General features: G+C 61.7%; 27 protein-coding genes. 3 read left to right on the top strand and 24 right to left on the bottom strand.

All coding sequences use genetic code 11. The annotated features are described in order from the left end of the window. Nucleotides 1-16 precede the first annotated feature (16 nt). From phnK to phnC, 9 genes are all read right to left on the bottom strand, one after another. Complete coding sequence (gene phnK, locus ACA070_RS08150) at nt 17-823, bottom strand: phosphonate C-P lyase system protein PhnK (protein ID WP_497450723.1); 807 nt, start codon at nt 821-823, stop codon at nt 17-19. Next, nucleotides 820-1,686, bottom strand: coding sequence for an alpha-D-ribose 1-methylphosphonate 5-phosphate C-P-lyase PhnJ (locus tag ACA070_RS08145; RefSeq protein WP_497451924.1), 867 nt, complete (start codon nt 1,684-1,686; stop codon nt 820-822). Before ACA070_RS08145 ends, phnK begins: the two co-directional genes overlap by 4 nt. A 13-nt stretch (nt 1,687-1,699) precedes the next feature. Beyond that, on the bottom strand, nt 1,700-2,776 hold the full coding sequence (locus tag ACA070_RS08140; protein ID WP_497450722.1) for a carbon-phosphorus lyase complex subunit: 1,077 nt from the start codon (nt 2,774-2,776) through the stop codon (nt 1,700-1,702). After that, a complete protein-coding gene (phnH, locus tag ACA070_RS08135) occupies nt 2,776-3,375 on the bottom strand; it encodes a phosphonate C-P lyase system protein PhnH (protein ID WP_497450721.1) in 600 nt (199 codons plus the stop codon). Before phnH ends, ACA070_RS08140 begins: the two co-directional genes overlap by 1 nt. Next, on the bottom strand, nt 3,375-3,821 hold the full coding sequence (phnG, locus tag ACA070_RS08130) for a phosphonate C-P lyase system protein PhnG (RefSeq protein WP_497450720.1): 447 nt from the start codon (nt 3,819-3,821) through the stop codon (nt 3,375-3,377). The genes phnH and phnG overlap by 1 nt, the downstream gene beginning before the upstream one ends. Nucleotides 3,822-3,835: 14 nt before the next feature. Further along, nucleotides 3,836-4,540 carry a phosphonate metabolism transcriptional regulator PhnF gene (gene phnF, locus ACA070_RS08125; protein ID WP_497450719.1) on the bottom strand — a complete coding sequence of 235 codons (705 nt, stop codon included), beginning with the start codon at nt 4,538-4,540 and terminating at the stop codon, nt 3,836-3,838. Nucleotides 4,541-4,576: 36 nt separating this feature from the next. Further along, nucleotides 4,577-5,359, bottom strand: a complete 783-nt coding sequence (gene phnE, locus ACA070_RS08120; RefSeq protein ID WP_497450718.1) for a phosphonate ABC transporter, permease protein PhnE — start codon at nt 5,357-5,359, stop codon at nt 4,577-4,579. 186 nt (nt 5,360-5,545) lie between these two features. After that, nucleotides 5,546-6,562: a phosphonate ABC transporter substrate-binding protein gene (gene phnD, locus ACA070_RS08115; protein WP_497450717.1), complete on the bottom strand. Its 1,017-nt coding sequence runs from the start codon at nt 6,560-6,562 to the stop codon at nt 5,546-5,548. A 43-nt stretch (nt 6,563-6,605) separates the two neighbouring features. Further along, entirely contained in the window at nt 6,606-7,439 is an 834-nt protein-coding gene (phnC, locus tag ACA070_RS08110) for a phosphonate ABC transporter ATP-binding protein (protein WP_462026193.1), read from the bottom strand. 606 nt (nt 7,440-8,045) lie between these two features. On the opposite strand from phnC, the gene ACA070_RS08105 reads away from it, so the two are divergent. Further along, a complete protein-coding gene (locus tag ACA070_RS08105; RefSeq protein ID WP_497450716.1) occupies nt 8,046-8,201 on the top strand; it encodes a hypothetical protein in 156 nt (51 codons plus the stop codon). A gap of 360 nt (nt 8,202-8,561) precedes the next feature. Here ACA070_RS08105 and ACA070_RS08100 read toward each other — a convergent pair whose 3' ends face one another. From ACA070_RS08100 to ccmA, 10 genes are all read right to left on the bottom strand, one after another. Continuing rightward, complete coding sequence (locus tag ACA070_RS08100) at nt 8,562-8,969, bottom strand: hypothetical protein (RefSeq protein WP_497450715.1); 408 nt, start codon at nt 8,967-8,969, stop codon at nt 8,562-8,564. Between the two features lie 13 nt (nt 8,970-8,982). Then, nucleotides 8,983-10,185, bottom strand: a complete 1,203-nt coding sequence (gene ccmI / locus ACA070_RS08095; protein WP_497450714.1) for a c-type cytochrome biogenesis protein CcmI — start codon at nt 10,183-10,185, stop codon at nt 8,983-8,985. Beyond that, entirely contained in the window at nt 10,178-10,651 is a 474-nt protein-coding gene (locus ACA070_RS08090; protein ID WP_109628611.1) for a cytochrome c-type biogenesis protein, read from the bottom strand. Before ACA070_RS08090 ends, ccmI begins: the two co-directional genes overlap by 8 nt. Then, complete coding sequence (locus tag ACA070_RS08085) at nt 10,648-11,184, bottom strand: DsbE family thiol:disulfide interchange protein (protein WP_462026189.1); 537 nt, start codon at nt 11,182-11,184, stop codon at nt 10,648-10,650. The genes ACA070_RS08090 and ACA070_RS08085 overlap by 4 nt, the downstream gene beginning before the upstream one ends. Beyond that, nucleotides 11,181-13,169, bottom strand: a complete 1,989-nt coding sequence (locus tag ACA070_RS08080) for a heme lyase CcmF/NrfE family subunit (protein WP_497450713.1) — start codon at nt 13,167-13,169, stop codon at nt 11,181-11,183. Before ACA070_RS08080 ends, ACA070_RS08085 begins: the two co-directional genes overlap by 4 nt. Nucleotides 13,170-13,172: 3 nt before the next feature. Beyond that, a complete protein-coding gene (ccmE, locus tag ACA070_RS08075) occupies nt 13,173-13,628 on the bottom strand; it encodes a cytochrome c maturation protein CcmE (protein ID WP_283183583.1) in 456 nt (151 codons plus the stop codon). Then, nucleotides 13,625-13,801 (bottom strand): heme exporter protein CcmD, encoded by a 177-nt coding sequence (gene ccmD / locus ACA070_RS08070; protein WP_008145547.1) that lies wholly within the window; start codon nt 13,799-13,801, stop codon nt 13,625-13,627. The genes ccmE and ccmD overlap by 4 nt, the downstream gene beginning before the upstream one ends. Further along, nucleotides 13,798-14,553, bottom strand: a complete 756-nt coding sequence (locus ACA070_RS08065; RefSeq protein WP_497450712.1) for a heme ABC transporter permease — start codon at nt 14,551-14,553, stop codon at nt 13,798-13,800. Before ACA070_RS08065 ends, ccmD begins: the two co-directional genes overlap by 4 nt. 75 nt (nt 14,554-14,628) lie before the next feature. Beyond that, entirely contained in the window at nt 14,629-15,297 is a 669-nt protein-coding gene (ccmB, locus tag ACA070_RS08060) for a heme exporter protein CcmB (RefSeq protein WP_090188533.1), read from the bottom strand. After that, on the bottom strand, nt 15,294-15,929 hold the full coding sequence (ccmA, locus tag ACA070_RS08055) for a cytochrome c biogenesis heme-transporting ATPase CcmA (RefSeq protein WP_497450711.1): 636 nt from the start codon (nt 15,927-15,929) through the stop codon (nt 15,294-15,296). The genes ccmB and ccmA overlap by 4 nt, the downstream gene beginning before the upstream one ends. 197 nt (nt 15,930-16,126) lie before the next feature. On the opposite strand from ccmA, the gene fliK reads away from it, so the two are divergent. Together fliK and ACA070_RS08045 are read left to right on the top strand one after the other, a co-directional pair. Further along, nucleotides 16,127-17,701, top strand: coding sequence for a flagellar hook-length control protein FliK (fliK, locus tag ACA070_RS08050; RefSeq protein ID WP_497450710.1), 1,575 nt, complete (start codon nt 16,127-16,129; stop codon nt 17,699-17,701). Next, nucleotides 17,698-18,027, top strand: coding sequence for an EscU/YscU/HrcU family type III secretion system export apparatus switch protein (locus ACA070_RS08045; protein WP_497450709.1), 330 nt, complete (start codon nt 17,698-17,700; stop codon nt 18,025-18,027). The genes fliK and ACA070_RS08045 overlap by 4 nt, the downstream gene beginning before the upstream one ends. Before the next feature lie 265 nt (nt 18,028-18,292). Here ACA070_RS08045 and ACA070_RS08040 read toward each other — a convergent pair whose 3' ends face one another. From ACA070_RS08040 to motD, 5 genes are all read right to left on the bottom strand, one after another. After that, nucleotides 18,293-18,685: a DUF2802 domain-containing protein gene (locus ACA070_RS08040; RefSeq protein ID WP_109628604.1), complete on the bottom strand. Its 393-nt coding sequence runs from the start codon at nt 18,683-18,685 to the stop codon at nt 18,293-18,295. Next, nucleotides 18,686-19,171 carry a chemotaxis protein CheW gene (locus ACA070_RS08035; RefSeq protein WP_010456928.1) on the bottom strand — a complete coding sequence of 162 codons (486 nt, stop codon included), beginning with the start codon at nt 19,169-19,171 and terminating at the stop codon, nt 18,686-18,688. Nucleotides 19,172-19,260: 89 nt separating this feature from the next. Next, complete coding sequence (locus tag ACA070_RS08030; protein WP_497450708.1) at nt 19,261-20,157, bottom strand: CheW domain-containing protein; 897 nt, start codon at nt 20,155-20,157, stop codon at nt 19,261-19,263. Nucleotide 20,158: 1 nt separating this feature from the next. Next, on the bottom strand, nt 20,159-20,947 hold the full coding sequence (locus ACA070_RS08025; RefSeq protein ID WP_497450707.1) for a ParA family protein: 789 nt from the start codon (nt 20,945-20,947) through the stop codon (nt 20,159-20,161). 43 nt (nt 20,948-20,990) lie between these two features. Then, nucleotides 20,991-21,881: a flagellar motor protein MotD gene (gene motD, locus ACA070_RS08020; protein WP_497450706.1), complete on the bottom strand. Its 891-nt coding sequence runs from the start codon at nt 21,879-21,881 to the stop codon at nt 20,991-20,993. Nucleotides 21,882-21,884: the final 3 nt, after the last annotated feature.

The following is a 21,884-nucleotide window of genomic DNA, read 5'->3' as shown; positions in this document are numbered from 1 at the left end:
ACAGAGGGGCGGGACGTCATGGCTGCAGTACCGACGACACCAGCAGTTGCGAATATGGGTGCTGCGGGTCGTCGAGGATCTGGTCGGTCAACCCGGTTTCCACCACCCGCGAGCGCCGCATCACCATCAACCGATCCGCCAGCAACCGGGCCACGGCCAAGTCATGGGTGACGATCACCACGGCCAGGTCCAGCTCACGCACCAACCCCCGCAGCAAATCGAGCAACCGCGCCTGCACCGACACGTCGAGGCCACCGGTCGGTTCGTCCATGAACACTAGCCTGGGGCTCGACACCAGATTGCGGGCGATTTGCAGCCGCTGTTGCATGCCGCCGGAGAAGGTCCGCGGCAAGTCGTCGATGCGCAGCGGGTCGATTTCCACTTGGCTCAACCAGTCGATCCCCGCCCCGCGCAGTTGCTGGTAATTGCGTACGCCCTGGGCCATCAGGCGTTCGCCGATGTTGGCACCGGCCGAAACGCCCATGCGCAAACCGTCGCGAGGATTCTGTTCGACGAAGCCCCATTCGGTGCGCAACAACGTCCGGCGCTCGGCTTCGCTGGCGCTGTACAGGTCGATCCATTCGCCCTGTTTGTCGCGGTAGCCAATGCTGCCGCGCTGGGGCGGCAAACGACCGCTGAGCAACGAGAGCAAGGTCGATTTGCCCGAGCCGGACTCGCCGACAATCCCCAGCACCTCGCCGGGATACAGGTCGAAACTGACGCCCTGGCAACCCTTCTCCGGGCCGTACAGCAACGACAGGTCGCGCACTTGCAGCAAAGGTTCGGTGGACACGGACAGATCGTTTTTCAGCGCCTGGTTCATTGGCCCTGCTCCTGCTGGCTGACGCGCTGGGCGCAGTAATACGTGTCGGAACAGACGAAACTCTGGGTCCCGGCGTCGTCGATGATCAGCTCGTCGAGGAACGAATCACGGCTGCCGCAAATGGCGCAGCACTCCTCCCATTTCTGCACTTCGAAGGGGTGATCTTCGAAGTCGAGGCTGGTGACTTGCGTGTAGGGCGGCACCGCGTACAAGCGCTTCTCCCGACCCGCACCGAACAACATCAGCGCCGGGCTCATGTCGAGTTTCGGGTTATCGAATTTGGGAATTGGCGAGGGGTCCATCACGTAGCGCTCATCCACCATCACCGGGTACGCGTAAGCGGTGGCGATGTGGCCGAAGGTGGCGATGTCCTCGTAGAGTTTGACGTGCATCACCCCGTAATCATTGAGGGCGTGCATGGTCCGGGTCTCGGTTTCCGACGGCTCGATAAAACGCAGTGGCTCGGGGATCGGCACCTGATACACCATGATCTGATCAGCGTGCAGTGGCGTTTCCGGGATGCGGTGACGGGTCTGGATCACCGTTGCGTCCGGCGTGCTTTCGGTGGTCGCGACCCCAGCGGTGCGGGCGAAGAAGCGACGGATCGACACCGCGTTGGTGGTGTCGTCCGCGCCCTGGTCGATGACTTTGAGCACGTCATCGGCACCGAGAATCGCCGCGGTCAATTGCATGCCGCCGGTGCCCCAACCGTAAGGCAACGGCATCTCGCGCCCACCGAACGGCACCTGATAACCGGGTATCGCCACGGCCTTGAGCAAGGCGCGGCGGATCATGCGTTTGGTCTGCTCATCGAGGTAGGCGAAGTTGTACGCCGCATCGCGCTCCGGCGCCCGGCCCTTCATGGGGTTGCTCAGGTCATTCATGGCTGTGGCCCTCGGCCGGCTTGCGCAGTTTGCGGATCAGTTCCAGTTCGGCCTGGAAGTCCACGTAGTGCGGCAGTTTGAGGTGGGAAACGAAGCCTGCGGCCTCGACGTTGTCGCAGTGCATCAGCACGAATTCTTCCTGCTGTGCCGGGGACACGATCTCTTCGTTGAACTCCTCGGCCCGCAGTGCGCGGTCGACCAGCGCCATGCCCATGGCCTTGCGCTCGGCATGCCCGAAGGCCAGGCCGTAACCGCGGGTGAACTGCGCCAGCTCAGTGGCCGAACCGACGAACTGATTGACCATCTCGCACTCGGTCACTTCGATGCTGCCCAGGCAGACAGGGAAACCGAGCTCTTCCGGATCAATCCAGACCTCTACCTCACCGATGCGAATTTCCCCGGCGAACGGATGATTGCGGCCATAGCCGCGTTGGGTCGAATACCCCAGCGCCAGCAGAAAACCTTCATCGCCACGGGCCAGTGCCTGTAAACGCTGGGCACGGCTGGCGGGCAGTTCCAGCGGGTCGCGGGTGATGTCGGCGACGCTGTCGCTGTTGTCGGACTCGTTCTTGATCAAGCCTTCCTTTGCCAGCAGACCGAGGACCCGTGGGCAGGGTTCGAGGCTGGCGTCCGGGACGGTTTGCGGTCCCGGATATTCGCCTTCTGCGAGCAGCGCAAAGTCGAGCAGGCGATGGGTGTAATCGAAGGTCGGCCCCAGCAACTGCCCGCCCGGCACGTCCTTGAAGGTGGCGGACAGACGCCGGCTGAGCTGCATGTCTGAGGTGTCGATCGGCAGGCTCGGGCTGAAACGCGGCAACGTGGTGCGGTAGGCACGCAGCAGGAAAATCGCCTCGACCAGATCCCCCGCCGCTTGCTTGATCGCCAGCGCGGCCAGTTCTTCGTCGTAGAGCGAGCCTTCGCTCATCACCCGGGCCACCGCCAGCGGCAGTTGCTGACGGACCTGCTCGACGCCGAGTTCAGTGACCGAGGTGTCGCCCCGGCGCTTTTTCGCCAGCAGACGGTGGGCATTGTCGATGGCCTGTTCGCCACCTTTGACGGCTACGTACATCAGGCAAGCTCCTCTGCTGTGCGAGCGACCCGCGTGCTGCGCGGCAGGCCGATAAAGTCGTGACCGGCGGCGAAAAACAGATCCAGCCCCCGGGGAAATTCGTTGCGCTGTTCACGCTCGCGCCAGAAGCCCTCGGCCACCGGCAGACTGACCCGGTGCTCGGTCTGAATGCCGGGCCCGCGCCAGGACAGCCCTGCTCCGCCGTCGAGTCGCGGCAGCTGAACCAGCAAGGTGCAGGACTGATCGGGGTAACGGTCATTGCCATGCTCGAAGCCGCTGAGGTCGAGCAAGTCCTCGGCGCTGAGCAAGGCAAACCGCGCGGATTCCCGATGCGGGGTCAACGGGCAACCGCAGTGAAACGCCAGGTTGGCGCGAATCACCGGCGTGTCGAAAGAAGGCGCCAGCCACAGCGGCGTGTCGCCATCGAGCAAGGCCAGGCACAAGGCATAAGTGGCGGGCGCCAACCCTTCCAGACTTGGCGTGGCGTGCAAGGTCTGGATCAAACCTGGGCCGGCCAGCGCTTTGAGTGCAGCGCGAAAACCGCGCTGGGCATCCAGCACCGGGTCGGAAAACGCCGGTTGCAACAACGGTGCGCTCATCAGTTTTCTCCTCGCACGAGGGTGAAGAATTCGACTTTGGTGGCGGCGGTGTCCGCCTCTTTCTGCGCCCGCCGCTCCGCTTGGGCGTTGGCCAGCGGCGTGATCACTTGATCGAGCCAATGGCGCTGTTGCGCGCCCTGCAAATGCGCGTCGGCCAGGGCCGCCAACTCGGCGTGGGCCTTGTCGCGACCGGCCAGATAGCTGTAACCGGTCCGGCCATCGGCCAGGCGCACCACGCAACGGGTCACGCTCATTTCGCCGACATTGAACGGCGCACCGTTGCCACCCATGCGGCCACGGACCAGGGTCATGCCGATTTCAGGGGCACGGATCAGTTGGTACTCGACGTCGCGCAGCGCGGCTTCATGGGGTTGCAATTCGCTGTGACGGGCGCAGGCCAGCACGCCGATCCAGTGCTGCCGCGCAGCGTTGGGAGCAGGGTTCATCGTTGAGTTCTCCATCAGGTGACAACCTGGTACTGGAAGCGATCCGAACGGCTGGTGGACTGGGCCAGCTCCACCGGACGACCGTCGCGATCGCGGGAAAGGGTGAACACACTCAGCGCCGGCAAATGCCGGGGCATCATCAGCAACGCGGCTTCTTCGCGGCTGGGCAACCGGGCGCCGATCAGGCTCAGGGTGCGGGTCAGCGGCATGTCACGTTCGCTCAAGTACTGGCGCAGGGAACCGCCGGTGTAGTCCGCCAGCAACGGCGCATGGCTGGCGCAGTAGCGATGGCGGATCAGGCTGACCGGTTGGTGATCGAGCTTGCGCAGGGTCTGCAATTCGATCATCGGCGCCATCTCGGCCAGACCTAGGTGTTGCGCCTCTTCGCGGCTGGCGAAGCAATAACGGCGCTTGAGCAGCACCGCTTCGACGCCCAGCCCCTGGGCCGACAACGACTGGCTATAGGCACTGTCTGCGGCCATCGGATAAATCAGCGGTCGTTCCAGCACTTGCGTGCCCTTGCCCTGGCGGCGCAGCAGGCTGCCTTCGAACACCAGCTCATCGATGGCGCGGCGCAAGGTATGGCGGTTGACCCCGAAACGTTCGGCCAACTGCACCTCGGCCGGCAGGAAATCCCCGGCCTGATAATCGGCCAGCTCGCGACGCAGGATGTCGGCCAGTTCGCGGTACACCGGCTCATCTTGTCTAGACAACTGCATGCTTAAAAAAAGCGCCCACAGGCACCCCTCTGAAATTCAGATGAACTGCTTGCGCAGGCGTTGCGACAGGATGTCGATCAGGCTCACCACGACGATGATCACCAGCAGCACCGCGCACGTTTGAACAAACTGAAAGGCGCGGATGTTCTCCCACAGAATCACCCCGATCCCGCCCGCACCGACCATCCCCACCACCGTCGCCGAGCGCACGTTGGCCTCGAAGCGATACAGCGCGTACGACACCCACAGCGGCATCACTTGTGGGATCACCCCGTAGATCACTTCTTGCAGGGCGCTGGCACCGGTGGCGCGAACCCCTTCAACCGGGCCCGGATCGATGGCCTCGACCGCTTCGGCGAAGAGCTTGGCGAGCACACCGGTGGTGCTGATCCACAGCGCCAGCACCCCGGCGAACGGACCCAGGCCGACCGCCACCACAAACAACATGGCGAAGACCATTTCGTTGATCGAACGGAAGGCGTCCATCACCCGGCGCAGTGGCTGGTGGATCCACCAGGGGGTGATGTTTTCCGAGCAGAGAATGCCCAGCGGCACCGAGCAGACAATCGCCAACACCGTGCCCCAGAGGGCAATTTGTACGGTGACGATCATTTCCTTGAGGTAGGAGCGCCATTCGTGGAAGTCAGGCGGGAAGAAATCAGCGGCGAAGGTCGCCATGTTTCCCGAGTCGCGGTACAGCGCCATCGGGTTCATCTCGGCGCCGTGCCAGGCCCAGGCCAACAAGATCAGGAACAGGCCCCAGCCAGCGTACTGCGGCCAGGTGCGCTTGCCGACAGCTTCAGCGTGCAGAGTGGTCATAGGATTTCTCTAAAGAAGCAGTTCATTGAGACGCGACACATGAGTGATGCCTGGAACAAAAACCCTGTGGGAGCGAGCCTGCTCGCGATAGCGGTGTGTCAGTCGACATCATTGCTGAATGACACACCGCAATCGCGAGCAGGTCGAATCGTCGCACCGTCGCTCCCACAGTTGTCCTGCGGTGGGTCAACCGGCGTTGGCCGCGCTCTTCTTGTCGCTGGTCTTTTCGAGCAAGGTCAGGCGCTCTTGCAGCTTGGCCAGTTCGGCATCGATCTCGGCCAGGCGCTTGGTCTTGTCCGCTTCTTCAAGCTTGGTATCAGCGCTGATCGTGGTGCGCTGCTTGAACAGTTCAAGCTGACGGATCGGCAGCAACTGGTCGTCGCTGGACTTCAGGAACTTGCCCAGCTGCATGCCCTTGAGCACCGCTTTCTCGGAGTCGGTGTCGCCGTAGCTGAAGATGAAATCGCGGATCTTGGTCTTCTCGCTGTCGCTCAGGGCCTTGCTCCATACCAGCGGGTCGGCGGGGATCAGCGGCGACTTCCAGATCACCTTGAGCAGTGCGGCCTTGTCCGGTTGGGTGACTTCCAGGCGATCCCAGCTTTCAGTGTTGAAAGTCGCCACATCCAGTTGCCCCTTGGCCACGCTCAAGGCGTTGACCTCATGGCTGGAGTTGAGGGTGCGCTTGAACGCGGTGGCGGCATCGACGTGGTTCTTGGCGAACACGTAGTAGCCCGGCACCAGGTAGCCCGACGTGGAGTTCGGGTCGCCGTTGCCGAAGGTCAGGCTCTTGGCGTTCTTGAGCATGTCGTCGACGGAATTGATCGGGCTGTCCTTGCGCACGATCAGCACGCTCCAGTACCCGGCGGCACCGTTGGCGGCAGCGGTCTGGGCGAAGATCTCGCCGTTGGAACGGTCCACCGCTTCCATCGCGGCCTTGTTGCCCAGCCAGGCGACGTCGACCTTGTTGAAGCGCATGCCCTGAATCAGCCCGGCATAGTCGGAGGCGAACGTGGCATTGATTTTCAGGCCGGTTTTCTCCTGCATGTCGTCGAGAAACGGCTGCCAGATACTCTTCAGGTTCTGCGAAGACTCGGTGGACATGATGCCGAAGTTGATGGCTTTTTCTTCAGCCTGGGCGGTGCCCAGCACACAGCTGGCGAGCAGTGCTGCGCCAGCAAAGACGCGACCGATACGGTTCAACATGGAATGGATTCCTGAGGGTGCGTAATGGGGATGATGGAGGTGTTCACACGCGAGCCAGCACCAACCGGGGCGCGGGTTCGGTGCGGCGGGTCTGGTCGGAAAACATCAGGCTGGTGTCGATGTCGGCACCGTATAGATCATTGAGGAACTGACTGCTCAGATCAGCGGCGAGGCCGTCGAAATGAATTCGCCCGCCCTTGAGCGCGACGGCACGCGGGCAATAGCGCGTGGCGTAGTCGACTTGATGCAGGGTCACCACCACGGTCTTGCCGTCGCGGCGATTGATGTCGGCGAGGATCTCCATGACCTTGCGCGCCGATTCCGGGTCCAGGGAAGCGATCGGTTCATCGGCCAGAATCACTTCGGCACGCTGGGTCAGCGCCCGGGCGATTGCCACGCGCTGCTGCTGGCCGCCGGACAAGGTGGATGCGCGCTGCGCCGCCAGATCGGCCAGGCCGACACGGTCCAGGGACTCAAGGGCAAACTGCTTTTCCTGGGCATTGAACAGGTTCAAGTTGCCGCGCCAGCGCGGCATGCGGCCCAGACAACCGAGCAGCACGTTATCGAGCACGCTCAGGCGGTTGACCAGGTTGAACTGCTGGAAGATGTAGCCGATGTCGGCGCGCAGTCGGCGAACCTTGCCATTGAGCCGCCCGGACGCCTGCACTTCGCGCCCCAGCACCTTGACGCTGCCGCCGTTGTTGCGATCGCAACAGGCCAGGCCCGCGAGGTGCCGCAGCAAGGTGGACTTGCCGGAACCGGAAGCGCCGATCAGCGCGACCATCTCACCGGTTGCGATGGTGAGTTCGAGGTCGACCAGTGCGGTCTTGCGCGCAAAGGTCTTGTTCAGATGATCGACATGGATAGCTGCGTTCATGGGCTTCTCTGTCTGGTTGAACAGCCGTCCCTGGCCGCTTTTGAGTTCAACCGACTTTAGGCACGGGCTGTGTCAGCCCTATGACTTGCACAAGTCGCTGGCTTAACCATTTGATGAAGGATTTGTGAAAGGTTGAGCCGGTGGGGTTACCGCTGAACCTGTGGGAGCTGGCTTGCCGAAAAGTGTCCACCATGTCCCCGCACACCCGTCAACCATGTGTCCGGTCCGTACAAAAAGCCCCAAAGTAACCAAAGGGCTCTTGCACCTGACGTTCGGTGCCTCGCTAAGGCTCGCCATGCCCTCGCTCCGGTCCTGCTCCGTGGGCCCGCCGCCATCGGCCATCCATGGCCGGGGGCGGCTAACCCGGCATCCATGCCGGGTTGCCCACTGCGCAGAACCTCCACTCGGCCTCTCGAGGGGGCGGTGCATCAAGATCAAAAGCTGCAGGCGAGCTAACGCTCGGCCTGATGAGTGGTGAAGAGCAGGTGTACGCGCTTTTCTGTGGGAGCGAGATTGCTCGCGATGGCGGTGTGTCAGGCAAAGCAATGTTGACTGAACCGCCGCCATCGCGAGCAAGCTCGCTCCCACAGGTGTGAGGTGGCTTTGATGGCTTTGGCTTTGGCTTTGGCTTTGGCTTTGGCTTTGGCTTTGGCTTTGGCTTTGGCTTTTGATTTTGATCTTGATCTTGATCTTGATCTTGATTCAGCTTTTGATCTATCGCCCCTTCGGCAGGCCGAGCGTAGGTGTTCATCAGGGGGTTAGGCGCGTAGCGCCGTGCGGCGAAGCCGCACACATCGAGAGGAGGTCGTCGCGAAGCAGACCGTAGGCGATGCCCCCTGATGGACACCGTAGCGAGGGAACGCGGAGCCTCAGCGAGGCGCCGTACGCCGGGGCGAAGCCTTTTGCTTACTTTTCGGCGTTTGGAAAAGTGAGTCGCTGTAAGAGCGAAACCCTAAGTAGCCGTTACCGCAGAAACGGATATGTACACAAAACAATCCCGACCAACGATCAGACCGCCTTCGCGAGCAAGCTCGCTCCCACAAGGTCCAGTGGTGGTCCCAACACTTTCCCCGCACCCACAAAAAAGGCGACCCCGAAGGTCGCCTTGTTCTGTGCTGACAGTTACTCCCCGAACTGCCGCCCCAACCCACCCGGCACGCCATGAATATTGGTCTCTTCCCACGGCCCGTTCGGGCTGATCGCCCGGCTCCAGCCGTTGTTCCAGCGATAGTAAGTGCGCTGGCGGTAGAAAGTGTTGGGCTGATCATCAAGCACATAAACGCCGAGCTTGGCATCCCAATGGCTGTTGCCACCCGGTGGCGGCGCGAAGCTGGCGGAGGTGCGTGGCAGCGGCTTGGCGGGCTTGGCCGGGATACTCGGCTTGCCCGGAGTAGGCGTCGTAGACGGTGTAGGTCTTGGCTGCGACGGCGGGATCGGTGACGGGGTTGGCTGCTCAGGGGGCCGCTGGACCGCACAAGCGCTTAACCCCAGGACCAGACTGAGCAGGGTGATACGAGCGATGGCGGTCATGGGCGATATCCTGTTATTTGTCCGGGCTGTCGATAGTCAGTTTTTGTGCTGCGGTGGTGCTGCTGGCCAGGGGCTGGCTGCGACCGATCCATTCGCCGGCAGTCGGTTGGCCGGCGCGGGAGATGCGCGCAACCAGTTGGACTTCAGGAAAGTTCGACAGTTTCAACTGCGGCATCATTGCGTCGGCATCGCCCAGTTCGACGGTGGCCGGCAAGTCGGCGACGGTCAGTCGCTTGGCGGCCAGCGGTGCCGGTGGACCTGCGGTGGCGCGGGCAAAAATGAACACGCTGTCGCCGGGCTGAACCTTGGCTTTGAGCTCGGGCGCCAGATCGACGGTGACTTTAAGCTTCGCTGCCGCTTTGGCCGCGGGGGCCTGGGCGACTTTGCCGCCGCCGGCTTCGAGCTTCTCCGTGGCACGCGTAATCCCGCCTTGCAGCGCGGCACGGGAACTGTCTTCCGGCGGCAGTTGCGCCAACAGGCGATTCCAGTAGTCGATGGCGTCCTGATAACGCTGGCTTTCAAACGCCGCGATACCCAGCAGGCCGAGGCTGGTGACTTCTTTCGGATCGGCTTTTAGCGCTTCGTCAGTCAGCGCCTGAATCTTGTCCGACCACTTTTTACCATCGGCGAAGTACTGGGCCTGAGCCCATTGGCCGAGCAGTTCCGGCTGACGACCGGCCAGGTTCACCGTGCGTTCGAAGATCTTCGCCGCATCGCCTGGGCGATCCTGCGCCATGTACGTGCGACCGAGGAAGTACAAGCCTTCAGCCGAATCCGGCTGAGCCGCGACCGCACGCTCCAGGCGCTGGGTCATCTCTTCCATCGACTGCGGCGCCTGGGAGAATTCACGGGTCAGTTCGACCTTGTCGCTGGCGCCGAAATGCAGGTACAAGCCCAACCCCAGGACCGGAACCAGAATCGCCGCCAGCAAGGGCAACGGTTTGCCCAGGCGCGCCACGCGCGGTGCCTCGACGCCTTCGGTGTCGGCGAGCAACTCACGGGCAGCTTCGGCGCGACCGGTTTCCAGTTGCGCAGCGTTGAGTACGCCCTCTTCCTGCTCGGTTTGCAACTCAGCCACGCGCTCCTGATACAGCGCGACGTTCAGGGCAGTACGATCCTCTTCAAGCTGCGCGCGACGGCCACGCAAAACGGGGATCAGCAGAAAACTCAGGGCAACCAGAAGTAGCAGACCTGCAGCGAGCCAGAAATCAATCATTCTTGGTTTTATCCAACAGGTGGTCGAGGCGCTCGCGCTCCTCGGCAGAAAGCTCATCCTTGGTGTCAGTGCGTTGCACGCGACGACGGCGGACGATCACGGCGATGATCACAAAACCGCCCAGCAGCAGGCCGGCGGGGCCGAACCAGAGCAAGGCGGTCTTGGCGTTCAGAGCGGGTTTGTAGCGGACGAAATCACCGTAGCGATCAACCATGAAGTCGATGATCTGCTGATTGTCCTTGCCCTCGCCCAGCATGCGGAAAATTTCTTTGCGCAGGTCGGCGGCGATGGGTGCGTTGGAATCGGCAATGTCCTGATTCTGGCACTTGGGGCAACGCAGCTCTTTGGTCAGCTCGCGAAAACGCTCGCGATCACCTTCTTTGGCGAACTCATAAGTGTCGATGGCCGCGTGCGCCACGCCGGCCATGCTCAAACCCAATACAACAGCGGCTATCCAGCGTTTCATGGCTTGGCCTCATCCACCAGCGCCTGATACCTGGCCGCCAGTTTTTCGCGCCAGACCTGCTCGTCGATCACCCCGACGTACTTGTCGCGGATGATGCCTTTGGCGTCGATGAAGAAGGTTTCCGGCGCGCCATACACGCCGAGGTTCAGGCCCAGCGAGCCTTCCGCGTCGCTGATACCCAACTGGTAAGGGTTGTGGAATTCCACCAGCCATTTCTTCGCGTCAGCGTTGACGTCCTTGTAGTTGATGCCATAAATCGTCACGCCCTGCTGGGCCAGTTTGTTCAGTACCGGATGCTCGACCTTGCAGGCGATGCACCAGGTGGCCCAGACGTTGACCAGTGCCGGTTTACCGAGAATGTCGGCCTTGGTCAGGGTCTTGTCGCCCTCCACGGTCGGCAGGGAAAACGCCGGGAACGGCTTGCCAATCATCGCCGAAGGCAACTCGGCCGGGTCCAGGTACAACCCGCGATACAGGAAAACAGCCACCACCAGAAAAATCGCCAGTGGCAACAGCATTAACCAACGTCTCATGCAGTGGCTCCCGTCATGCCCAGTGCTTCACGCACGCGGCTTTTCACCTTGACCCGATAACGGCGATCCAGCGCCGCCAGCAAACCACCGAAACCTGTGAGCAGCCCGCCGAACCAGATCCAGCGCACGAACGGTTTGACGTGAACGCGCACAGCCCAGGCGCCATCGCCCAGCGGTTCGCCGAGTGCGACGTAAATGTCACGGGTGAAGCCGGCGTCGATCCCGGCTTCGGTCATCACCGAGTTCTGCACGGTGTAGAGGCGTTTTTCCGGGTGCAGCACGCTGACTTCCTTGCCGTCACGGATCACCCGGACGGTGCCCTTGTCGGAGGTGAAGTTCGGGCCTTCGTAGTGCTTGGCGCCTTCGAACACGAAGTGGTAACCGGCCAGGTCCATGGACTCGCCCGGCGCCAGACGCAGGTCGCGCTCGGCACTGTTCTGGCTCGACAGCACGACGCCGAGGGCGCAAATCGCGATGCCCAAGTGCGCGATCTGCATGCCCCAGTAGCTGCGGGTCAGGGTCGGCAGGCCTTTGATCAGGCCTTTGTGGCGAGTCTTGTCGAAGATGTCACGCACACCGGCCAACAGCACCCACGCGGCGAGCATGAACGTGGCGATCACCGCCCAGTTGAAATCACCGTAAGCGACGCCGGCCACCACGGCCAACGCGGCACTGCCAAGCAACACCGGAGCCAGCATGTTGAATAGCCATTTGACCGGGGTGTCTTTCCAGCGCACCAGCATACCGACCGCCATCACCACCATCAGCAACGCCATCAACGGAATGAACAGCGCGTTGAAGTACGGCGGGCCGACCGACAGCTTGGCGCCGGTCATCGCATCGAGAATCAGCGGGTACAAGGTGCCGAGCAGGATCATCGACGCCGCCACCACCAGCACCAGGTTATTACCCAACAGCAGGGTTTCCCGGGACCACAGGTTGAAGCCCACGTGGCTCTTCACTACCGGAGCGCGCAAGGCAAACAGCGTCAGCGAACCGCCGACCACGAACAGCAGGAAGATCAGGATGAACACGCCGCGCTCAGGGTCGGAGGCAAAGGCGTGGACCGAGGTCAGCACGCCGGAGCGCACGAGGAAGGTTCCAAGCAGGCTCAACGAGAACGCGGCGATGGCCAGCAACACGGTCCAGCTCTTGAACACGCCACGTTTTTCCGTGACTGCCAACGAGTGAATCAGCGCCGTACCCACCAGCCAAGGCATGAAGGATGCGTTTTCCACCGGGTCCCAGAACCACCAACCGCCCCAGCCGAGTTCGTAGTAGGCCCACCACGAGCCGAGCGTGATGCCGATCCCGAGGAAGGCCCAGGCGACGATGGTCCACGGACGCGACCAGCGCGCCCACGCCGCATCAAGACGACCGCCCATCAGCGCCGCAATGGCGAAGGCGAAAGCCACCGAGAAACCGACGTAACCCATGTACAGCATTGGCGGGTGAACGATCAGGCCGATGTCTTGCAGGAGCGGATTGAGGTCCGCGCCATCGCTGGGCACTTGCGGCAGGATGCGCTTGAACGGGTTAGAGGTGAGGATCAGGAACAGCAGGAAACCGGTGCTGATCATGCCCATCACCGCCAGCACGCGGGCCAGCATCACTTGCGGCAGCTGCCGGGAGAACACCGACACTGCAAAGGTCCAGCCGCCGAGGATCAAAGCCCAGAGCAGCAATGAACCTTCGTGAGCGCCCCATACCGCGCTGAACTTGTAGTACCAGGGCAAGGCGCTGTTGGAGTTGCTGGCCACGTAGGCGACGGAGAAGTCGTCGGCCATGAACGCGTAGGTCAGGCAGCCGAAGGCGAACAGCAAAAAGGTGAACTGGCCCCACGCGGCAGGCTGCGCGAGGCTCATCCACAAACGGTCACCGCGCCAGGCACCGAGCAACGGCACGATGGCCTGAACCAGCGCGAAACACAGCGCCAGAATCATGGCCAGGTGGCCGAGTTCAGGAATAAACAGTCCGGATGTCATCGATCAACCCTCCTTCGCGGGCGTTGGAGCAGATTGACCGCTGTCTTTCAAAGCCTTGGTCACTTCCGGCGGCATGTACTTCTCATCGTGCTTGGCCAGCACTTCGTCGGCCACCACCACGCCGTCGGCGTTGAGTTTGCCCAGCGCCACGATGCCCTGCCCTTCGCGGAACAGGTCCGGCAGGATGCCGCGATAACTGATGGTCACGGATTTGCTGAAGTCGGTGACGATGAATTTCACGTCCAGAGAGTCGCCGGAACGTTGCAGCGAACCTTTCTCGACCATGCCGCCGGCGCGGATGCGCGTGTCTTGCGGGGCTTCGCCGTTGGCGATCTGGGTCGGGGTGTAAAACAGATTGATGTTCTGCTGCAGGGCGCTCAGGGCCAGGCCGACGGCTGCGCCGACACCCACCAGGATCGCGAGAATGATGATAAGACGCTTTTTGCGCAGCGGATTCACTTGCCGTTCTCCCGGCGCAAACGACGCGCCTCTTGTTGCAGATACCGCTTGCGGGCCAGGATCGGCGCCGCCACGTTGAGGGCCAGCACCGCCAGGCAGATGCCATAGGCTGACCAGACATACAGGGCGTGATGGCCCATGGCGAGGAAGTCGCCGAATGAAGCAAAACTCATCGAACGGCCTCCAGACTGTTCTGCACTTCTGCTTTCACCCAGCTCGCCCGGGCTTCGCGCTTGAGCACTTCAAGGCGCATGCGCAGCAACAGCACCGCGCCGAAGAAACAGTAGAAACCCAGCACCGTCAGCAGCAGAGGCAGCCACATCTCGGCGGGCATCGCCGGTTTTTCGGTGAGGGTGAAGGTCGCGCCCTGGTGCAGGGTGTTCCACCACTCCACCGAGTATTTGATGATCGGGATGTTGATCACGCCGACAATCGCCAGGACCGCACAGGCCTTGGCCGCACTGTCACGATTGCTGATCGCGTTGCCCAGCGCAATGAGACCGAAGTACAGAAACAGCAGAATAAGCATGGACGTAAGTCGCGCATCCCAGACCCACCACGAGCCCCAGGTCGGTTTGCCCCAGATCGCGCCGGTGACCAGTGCCACGGCGGTCATCCAGGCACCGATGGGCGCCGCGCATTGCAGGGCGACGTCGGCCAGTTTCATTTTCCAGACCAGCCCGACGATGCCGCACACCGCCAGCATGACGTAGACGGACTGCGCCAGCATGGCGGCGGGAACGTGGATATAGATGATGCGAAAGCTGTTGCCTTGCTGGTAGTCGGGCGGCGCGAAGGCCAGGCCCCAAACGACACCGACGCCGATCAGCAGCAACGCGGCAATGCTCAGCCACGGCAGCAGTTTGCCACTGATGCCGTAAAACCATTTGGGCGAGCCGAGCTTATGAAACCAGGTCCAGTTCATTACTGTTTCCATCACGGTTGCTCTTCGCTTTGAAGAGCCAAGGGTCTTTACTGATCAAATTTTGACCAGACCTCATTATTCGCCGACGCTGATCTTCAGGCCAGCAGCTATTGCAAACGGTGTCAGGGTTATCGCCAGGGCGGTCAGGCTACCAAGCCACAAGAGATAACCGGTCGCCGGCATGCCCTGCAACGCCGCCTGCAAGGCGCCACTGCCGAGAATCAACACCGGGATGTACAGCGGAAGGATCAGCAGCGCCAGCAACAGGCCGCCACGCTTCAATCCCACCGTCAGGGCTGCGCCCACCGCACCGAGCAGGCTCAGCACCGGTGTACCCAGCAACAAAGAAAGCAGCAACACCGGCAGACAGGCGGTTGGCAAACCGAGCATCAACGCCAGCAGTGGAGCGAGCAAAACCAGTGCCAGGCCAGAGAAGGCCCAGTGTGCCAGTACCTTGGCCAAAACCAGAAGAGGCAGGGGGTGCGACGAAAGGACCCACTGTTCAAGCGATCCGTCTTCGAAATCACTGCGGAAAAGCCCGTCCAGCGAGAGCAAGACCGATAAAAGGGCCGCGACCCAGACCAGTCCCGGAGACAAGGTTTGCAACAATTGAGACTCGGGTCCGACCGCCAACGGGAACAGCGAAACCACGATCGCGAAGAATACGAGCGGATTCGCCAGTTCAGCAGGACGGCGGAACAGCAGACGGGCCTCACGGGCGACCAACAGGCCGAAAACACTCATACGGCCCACTTCCCCAGATCGATGTCGCGATAGCCGGCTGGCATCCGGCTCAGCGTGTGGTGAGTGGTCAGCACCACCATGCCACCCCGCTCGCAGTGGGCGGCCAGGTGTTCTTCGAGTTGCGCCACGCCTTGCTTGTCGAGCGCGGTGAACGGCTCATCGAGGATCCACAGTGGCGGGCTGTCCAGGTACAAGCGCGCCAACGCCACGCGGCGCTTCTGCCCGGCGGACAACGTGTGACAGGGAACATCCTCGAAACCGCGCAGTCCGACATCGGCCAGCGCTTGCCAGATCGCCTCGTGGGAGGCTGGTTGATGCAGGGCGCAGAGCCAGCTCAGGTTCTCTTCCGGCGTCAGCAGATCCTTGATGCCGGCGGCGTGACCGATCCACAGCAGGTTGCGCGCCAGTTCAAGGCGCTGATCGTTCAGCGGCTGGCCATTGAGCAGCACTTGACCGGCGGTCGGCTGCATCAGGCCGGATAACAGACGCAGCAGGCTGGTTTTGCCACTGCCGTTGGGGCCGCTGATTTGCACCATTTCGCCACTGGCCAGTCTCAATTCGAGATTTTCGAAGAGCAGCCGAAGGTCTCGCTCACAAGCGAGGGCAACGGTTTGCAGGACAGGACTGGTCAAGAGATCACGGGCCTTTTGCGGTTCAAGTCGGCGGCGGTGCGGCCGCTAAAGAGGTGCAGCATAGATGCATTGGCAGCTTGTTCTAGAGAGCTGCGTCAAACAAATGCAATGTTTTCGCCACTCCCCGAAAGACGGGCGGCATTATACATGCCATGCCCTACTCTAAAGAGTGCATTTTCCTCAGGTTGTGACCGCGTATGACAGGCAAAATGAACATCCTCCCGCTACCGCAGACCACCCCCGCGACTTCGCGGCCATTGGTGGTGAGTGGCGATCTGCTCAAGCTGCTGACGCCGATGGAGGGCCTGATCACACCTGGCCAGACCGCCAAGGCTGAAGTGCTGTCGCTCAAGCAGGCGGATCAGAGCTTTCAACTGTTGCTCAAAGTCACCCTCGAGAGCGGTCGCCAGACCACAGTCCAGGCCACCAGCAACCAGCCACTGCCCCAAGGCACCACCCTGGCGATCACTCAACCGTCCGCGAGCAACCTGGCGATCACGGTGCAGCAGGCCATCGCTGCCAGCGTCGCCACCCTCACCCGCATCGACACCGCACAATTGCCGGTCGGGACGCTGTTGCAGGGCAAAGTGCTGACCTCGCAGGTCTTACCGCAGGTGCCGGGACAGCCGACGGTGTTTCGCTCGATGGTCAGCCTGCTAAACACCGCGTTGAGCGGCAGCACCCTGAGCATCGAGAGCCCGACGCCGCTGCGTATAGGCACCTTGTTGAGTGCCTTGGTGCAGGACACGCAAACGTTGAAGTTCGTGCCGCTGAGCAATCGTCAGGAGCAGTTGGCGGTCACCCAGCAACTGGTCAGTCAGCAGAGCCGCCAAGGCTCGCTGGATGGCTTGATCAAAGTCCTGCAAAACCTGCCGCCGTCGAATCAGACGTCCAGCGACCTGCGTGTAGCCGTGGAAAAACTGCTGGCCGGTCTGCCGGACGTTCAGCAACTGAGTACGCCCAAAGGTCTCGCTCAGGCACTGGCCAATAGCGGCCTGTTCCTCGAGGCGAAACTGCTCACCGGGCAGAACCCGACACTGGCGCCCGACATGAAAGGCGATCTGCTGAAGCTGATCGCGCAACTGACGCAAGGGTTGCCGGCCAACACCAATATCAACGCGATCATTGCGGCCAACACGCTGGTCCAGTCCATGCCGAGCTTTGTGCGCAGCGCCCTCGGCATGCTCGGCCAGGTCAGCGCCAAACCGCTGCCCACCAGTTTCCCGCTCCCCGAACGGCTGCTGCAAAGCCAGGACGGTGAAAACGATCTGGAGCATTTGCTACGTCTGGCCGCGGCGGCCGTTTCGCGGCTGCAAAGTCATCAATTGTCGAGCCTTGAGCAAACCGGCGTCACTGACGATGGACGGCTGCTCAGCACCTGGCAGCTGGAAATCCCGATGCGCAACTTGCAGGACATCGTGCCGTTGCAAGTCAAATTCCAGCGCGAAGAAGCGCCGGAGAAGGAACAACCACACGAACGCCGGGACGAACGTGAGCCGAAACAGCAACTATGGCGTGTGGACCTGGCGTTCGACATGGAACCGCTGGGCCCGTTACAGATTCAGGCGCAGCTGATCAAGGGCAGCCTGTCCAGCCAGCTCTGGGCCGAACGGCCGTACACCGCCAGCGTGATCGAAAGCAACCTGGCTGCGCTGCGCCAGCGCCTGCTGGATTCCGGGCTGAACGTCGGCGATCTGGATTGCCACCTCGGCACGCCACCGCAAGGCCCTCAAACCCGCCTCAAACAACGCTGGGTCGACGAAACCGCATGAGAAACCCCAACACCCCACGCCAGGCCATCGCTCTCAAATACGACGGCAGCCACGCCCCTACCCTCACGGCCAAAGGTGACGAAGAACTGGCCGAAGCCATTCTGAAAATTGCCCGTGATTATGAAGTGCCGATCTATGAAAACGCCGAGCTGGTGAAGCTGCTGGCGCGGATGGAACTGGGGGACAGTATTCCGGAGGAGTTGTACCGCACGATTGCCGAGATTATTGCGTTTGCGTGGAATCTGAAGGGCAAGTTTCCGGCGGGGCATGATCCGGATGCGGTGATGGTGGAGAAGGACATCACTGAGCGCGGGGATGACTACTGAGACTTCGAGGACGCCATCGCGAGCAGGCTCGCTCCCACAGTGGGTTGGCGGCACTCACATAGCTTGTGTTCGAGCCCGTCACCTGTGGGAGCGAGCTTGCTCGCGATGAGGGCAGTACTTTCAATATCTTTGGTGACTGACACACCGCCATCGCGAGCAGGCTCGCTCCCACAGGGTTCGGCGGCGTTCACATAGCTTGTGTTCGAGCCCGTCAACTGTGGGAGCGAGCCTGCTCGCGAAAGCAATCTCGGCCGAGTCGCAAAAATCAGTTCCGGTGAAGCTTGCGCATCAGCTCCGCTTCAGCCTGGGTCAACCCGCAAGACTGAGTCAGCTCATCAACGGTAGCCCCCATCCCGACCAGGCGGGCCGCCTGGGCAAACGACAGGCTCGACGGATCGCGCTGTTCCAGCTGAGCCAGTTTGTCCGGCAAGGGGCCGACGACTGCGCGCAGTTCGTGCAGGTCTTCACCCATGCGCACGTTGCCGCTCTGATAGTCATCGACGCGCTTGGCCAGGTCCTTGATGCGCTGATCGCGCAGCGCATCGCCCTGAGCCTGTTGCGCGGCGATTTGCCGTTGAGCGCGAATGTACGCCAGGAACATTGCCAGCGTGCCTGCCCAGAAGAGGAACAGGACAATGACCGCTACCTCAAGAATCAATCAGATGTTCTCCAGGTCCGACCATTCTTCTTCGCTCATCATCTTGTCCAGTTCGACCAGAATCAGCAGTTCGTTGTTCTTGTTGCACACGCCTTGAATGAACTTGGCGGACTCTTCGTTACCGACGTTTGGCGCGGTTTCGATTTCCGACTGACGCAGGTAAACCACTTCGGCCACGCTGTCGACCATGATCCCGACCACTTGCTTGTCGGCTTCGATGATGACGATACGGGTGTTGTCGCTGATCTCGGCATTCATCAGGCCGAAGCGCTGACGGGTGTCGATCACGGTGACCACGTTACCGCGCAGGTTGATGATGCCCAGCACGTAGCTCGGGGCACCCGGAACCGGAGCGATTTCGGTGTAACGCAGGACTTCCTGAACGCGCATCACGTTGATGCCGTAGGTTTCATTGTCCAGTTTGAAGGTTACCCATTGCAGGATCGGATCTTCGGAACCTTTTGCATTCGTCGCTTGACTACTCATACCCTGACCCCTCGAAAAACCGCTTCTGGCGGCGTGTGTTCTGTGTGGCGGCATTCAACAATGCCGTCGCATGATTGTTATGTCGGCTGTTACGTCGATTTGTGTAGCGGCTTGCTGCCGCCCATGTGCTTTGCCCCGCCGCTGGCGATCAACTCGGCCAATGCGGAGACGTCCAGCAATGCACACATGTGCTCAATCACCGTGCCGGCGAGCCATGGCCGCTGACCTCGATGACTTCTCCATTTGATTTCGTTCGGGTCCAGGCGCAACGAGCGGCTGACCTGATGCACCGCCAGCCCCCACTCGTAGCCCTGAACCGAAATAACGTATTGCAGGCCCTGACGGAAATCGTCGCGGTAGCGGTCGGGCATGACCCAGCGCGCGGTATCCAGGACTTTCAGGTTGCCGGCCTGACTCGGCAGGATCCCGAGGAACCATTCCGGCTGACCGAACAGCGGCGTCAACTCGTGACCGGCCAGGGAATAAATCGAGCCCAGGCACACTAGCGGCACTGCCAGGGTCAACCCGGCGACATCAAACAGCAGGCATTCGAACGGCTCCGCAGCCCACGCCGGGCGACCGTCGGTTTCCACTGGCGGTGGTGTGTTGCTCGGTGGCAGATGGACTTCGACCAGCGGCGGCACCAGGGTTTGCAGCAGCGGTGCGAGGGTCGATACGGGCGCCAGAATCGGCGCCGGCGCTTCTTCGATCACCACCGGTGCTTTTGCGACCGGAGCAACCACTGGCGCTACGACAGGCGCGGCAGCGACAACCGGCTTCTGCGCATCTCGGGCCTGCTCTTCGAGCACAGCAGCCTGGAACTCGTCCAGCGCCGCCTCAACCTCTACAGCTTCGACAACCTCAATGACTTCAGCCACCGCTTCGACTTCCAGCGGCAACTCTTCAGTCGCCTCCATCAGCAAGCTGTCCAGATAAGACTGGAGCGCCAGTTGCGGACGCGAGGTGATTTTTACCGGCCGATTCATCTCAGGCCACCTGCGGGACAAGTTGTGCCGCCAGCAACTGCTTGAGCAGTGCGCGATACGCCAGAACGCCACGGCTCTTGCCGTCGAATTGCGAAGGCGTCAGCCCTGCCCGGCTCGCATCCCGCAGGCGCGTGTCGATCGGGATGTAGCCTTGCCAGATTTCTTCCGGGTATTTGTCGCGCAGCACGCGAAGGGTCCCGAGAGACGCCTGGGTACGGCGGTCGAACAGGGTCGGAATGATGGTGAACGGCAACGCCACTTTGCGTGAGCGGTTGATCATCGCCAAGGTGTTGACCATGCGTTCCAGGCCTTTGACGGCCAGGTGTTCGGTCTGCACCGGGATCACCAACTGCTGGGCCGCCGCCAAGGCATTGACCATCAGCACGCCGAGCAACGGCGGGCTGTCGATCACGGCGTAATCGAAGTCCTGCCACAGTTGCGCCAGGCTCTTGGCGATCACCAGGCCCAGGCCACTCTGGCCCGGCGACTGACGTTCAAGCGTGGCCAGAGCGGTACTCGACGGCAACAGCGAAATGCGTTCATCACTGGTCGGCAGCAGCAATTGACCGGGCAAGCCTTGCGGCACAGTGCCCTTGTGCAGGAACAGGTCGTAGCTGCTGTGTTCCAGGCTATCGGGGTCGTAGCCGAAGTAGCTGGTCATGGAGCCGTGCGGATCGAGATCGACCACGACCACGCGCTTGCCCGCCTCGGCCAGTAAACCGGCTAAAGCGATAGAGGAAGTGGTTTTACCAACACCACCCTTTTGATTGGCAACGGCCCAGACTCTCATTCGGATTGTTCCTCCCAGCCGACATGATCGACCGAGAAATAGCTCAACGTGTTAATGCAGGCGACGGAGAATTGACGGTGCTCTCTCGTCCCGGCGACTTGACCGGGGTCGGTGCAGTTTGTGTGCCAGCACGCTTCAACGCGGCGTCCGGTTGCGCATGGGCGGTTCCGGTACCGGTGAGGCTGCGGCGTACATCGAGATTGCGTGACACCACCAGCACTACGCGACGATTACGTGCCCGGCCCTCGGCAGTGGCGTTGTTGGCCACCGGCTGGAATTCGCCGTAACCCACCGACGCCAGACGGCCAGGGTTCACACCCTGCATCGCCAGCATGCGCACGATGCTCGCCGAACGGGCCGAGGACAGCTCCCAGTTGGTCGGGTATTGCGCGGTACGGATCGGTTGATCGTCGGTAAAGCCTTCGACGTGAACCGGGTTGTCGAACGGTTTCAGAATGCCGGCAACCTTGTCGATGATGCTGAACGCCATGTCGCTGGGCATGGCGTCGCCGCTGCCGAACAACAGGCTGGAGTTGAGTTCGATCTCGACCCACAACTCGTTGCCGCGCACGGTCATCTGATTGGATTTGATCAAGTCGCCGAACGCTGCGCTGATGTCATCGGCGATACTTTTCAGCGGATCGCTGGAACCGGCGACACCGGCGTCGACCTGCTCGCTGTCCTTGACCAGCGGCTTGGCCGGGGTCACGGTCTGCGGCCGCTCTTCACCAATCGGAATCGGCTTGAGCGAGCGATCGGCATCCGTAAAGACCCCGATCAACGCTTGCGAGATGACCTTGTACTTGCCCTCGTTGATCGAAGAGATCGAGTACATGACCACGAAGAATGCGAACAGCAACGTGATGAAGTCGGCGTAGGAAACGAGCCAGCGTTCGTGATTGACGTGTTCTTCAGGTTGCCTGCGACGAGCCATCTT

This window comes from Pseudomonas sp. LBUM1678 (assembly GCF_059695575.1).
Note: the sequence above shows the minus strand (reverse complement) of the source record. Positions and strands in the feature narration are given on the sequence as shown.

Coding starts and splice junctions, on each gene's coding strand:
- phnH (WP_497450721.1), bottom strand. CDS start 3,375: ATGAGCGCACCGTTGTTGCAACCGGCGTTTTCCGACCCGGTGCTGGAT.
- phnK (WP_497450723.1), bottom strand. CDS start 823: ATGAACCAGGCGCTGAAAAACGATCTGTCCGTGTCCACCGAACCTTTG.
- ACA070_RS08030 (WP_497450708.1), bottom strand. CDS start 20,157: ATGAATCGGCCGGTAAAAATCACCTCGCGTCCGCAACTGGCGCTCCAG.
- ACA070_RS08025 (WP_497450707.1), bottom strand. CDS start 20,947: ATGAGAGTCTGGGCCGTTGCCAATCAAAAGGGTGGTGTTGGTAAAACC.
- ACA070_RS08045 (WP_497450709.1), top strand. CDS start 17,698: ATGAGAAACCCCAACACCCCACGCCAGGCCATCGCTCTCAAATACGAC.
- phnF (WP_497450719.1), bottom strand. CDS start 4,540: ATGCAGTTGTCTAGACAAGATGAGCCGGTGTACCGCGAACTGGCCGAC.
- ccmB (WP_090188533.1), bottom strand. CDS start 15,297: ATGAGTGTTTTCGGCCTGTTGGTCGCCCGTGAGGCCCGTCTGCTGTTC.
- ACA070_RS08085 (WP_462026189.1), bottom strand. CDS start 11,184: ATGAGACGTTGGTTAATGCTGTTGCCACTGGCGATTTTTCTGGTGGTG.
- motD (WP_497450706.1), bottom strand. CDS start 21,881: ATGGCTCGTCGCAGGCAACCTGAAGAACACGTCAATCACGAACGCTGG.
- phnE (WP_497450718.1), bottom strand. CDS start 5,359: ATGACCACTCTGCACGCTGAAGCTGTCGGCAAGCGCACCTGGCCGCAG.
- ACA070_RS08035 (WP_010456928.1), bottom strand. CDS start 19,171: ATGAGTAGTCAAGCGACGAATGCAAAAGGTTCCGAAGATCCGATCCTG.
- phnG (WP_497450720.1), bottom strand. CDS start 3,821: ATGAACCCTGCTCCCAACGCTGCGCGGCAGCACTGGATCGGCGTGCTG.
- ACA070_RS08100 (WP_497450715.1), bottom strand. CDS start 8,969: ATGACCGCCATCGCTCGTATCACCCTGCTCAGTCTGGTCCTGGGGTTA.
- ACA070_RS08105 (WP_497450716.1), top strand. CDS start 8,046: ATGGCTTTGGCTTTGGCTTTGGCTTTGGCTTTGGCTTTGGCTTTGGCT.
- ACA070_RS08065 (WP_497450712.1), bottom strand. CDS start 14,553: ATGAACTGGACCTGGTTTCATAAGCTCGGCTCGCCCAAATGGTTTTAC.
- ACA070_RS08090 (WP_109628611.1), bottom strand. CDS start 10,651: ATGAAACGCTGGATAGCCGCTGTTGTATTGGGTTTGAGCATGGCCGGC.
- phnD (WP_497450717.1), bottom strand. CDS start 6,562: ATGTTGAACCGTATCGGTCGCGTCTTTGCTGGCGCAGCACTGCTCGCC.
- phnC (WP_462026193.1), bottom strand. CDS start 7,439: ATGAACGCAGCTATCCATGTCGATCATCTGAACAAGACCTTTGCGCGC.
- fliK (WP_497450710.1), top strand. CDS start 16,127: ATGACAGGCAAAATGAACATCCTCCCGCTACCGCAGACCACCCCCGCG.
- ccmI (WP_497450714.1), bottom strand. CDS start 10,185: ATGATTGATTTCTGGCTCGCTGCAGGTCTGCTACTTCTGGTTGCCCTG.
- ACA070_RS08140 (WP_497450722.1), bottom strand. CDS start 2,776: ATGTACGTAGCCGTCAAAGGTGGCGAACAGGCCATCGACAATGCCCAC.
- ACA070_RS08080 (WP_497450713.1), bottom strand. CDS start 13,169: ATGACATCCGGACTGTTTATTCCTGAACTCGGCCACCTGGCCATGATT.
- ccmD (WP_008145547.1), bottom strand. CDS start 13,801: ATGAGTTTTGCTTCATTCGGCGACTTCCTCGCCATGGGCCATCACGCC.
- ACA070_RS08145 (WP_497451924.1), bottom strand. CDS start 1,686: ATGAAGGGCCGGGCGCCGGAGCGCGATGCGGCGTACAACTTCGCCTAC.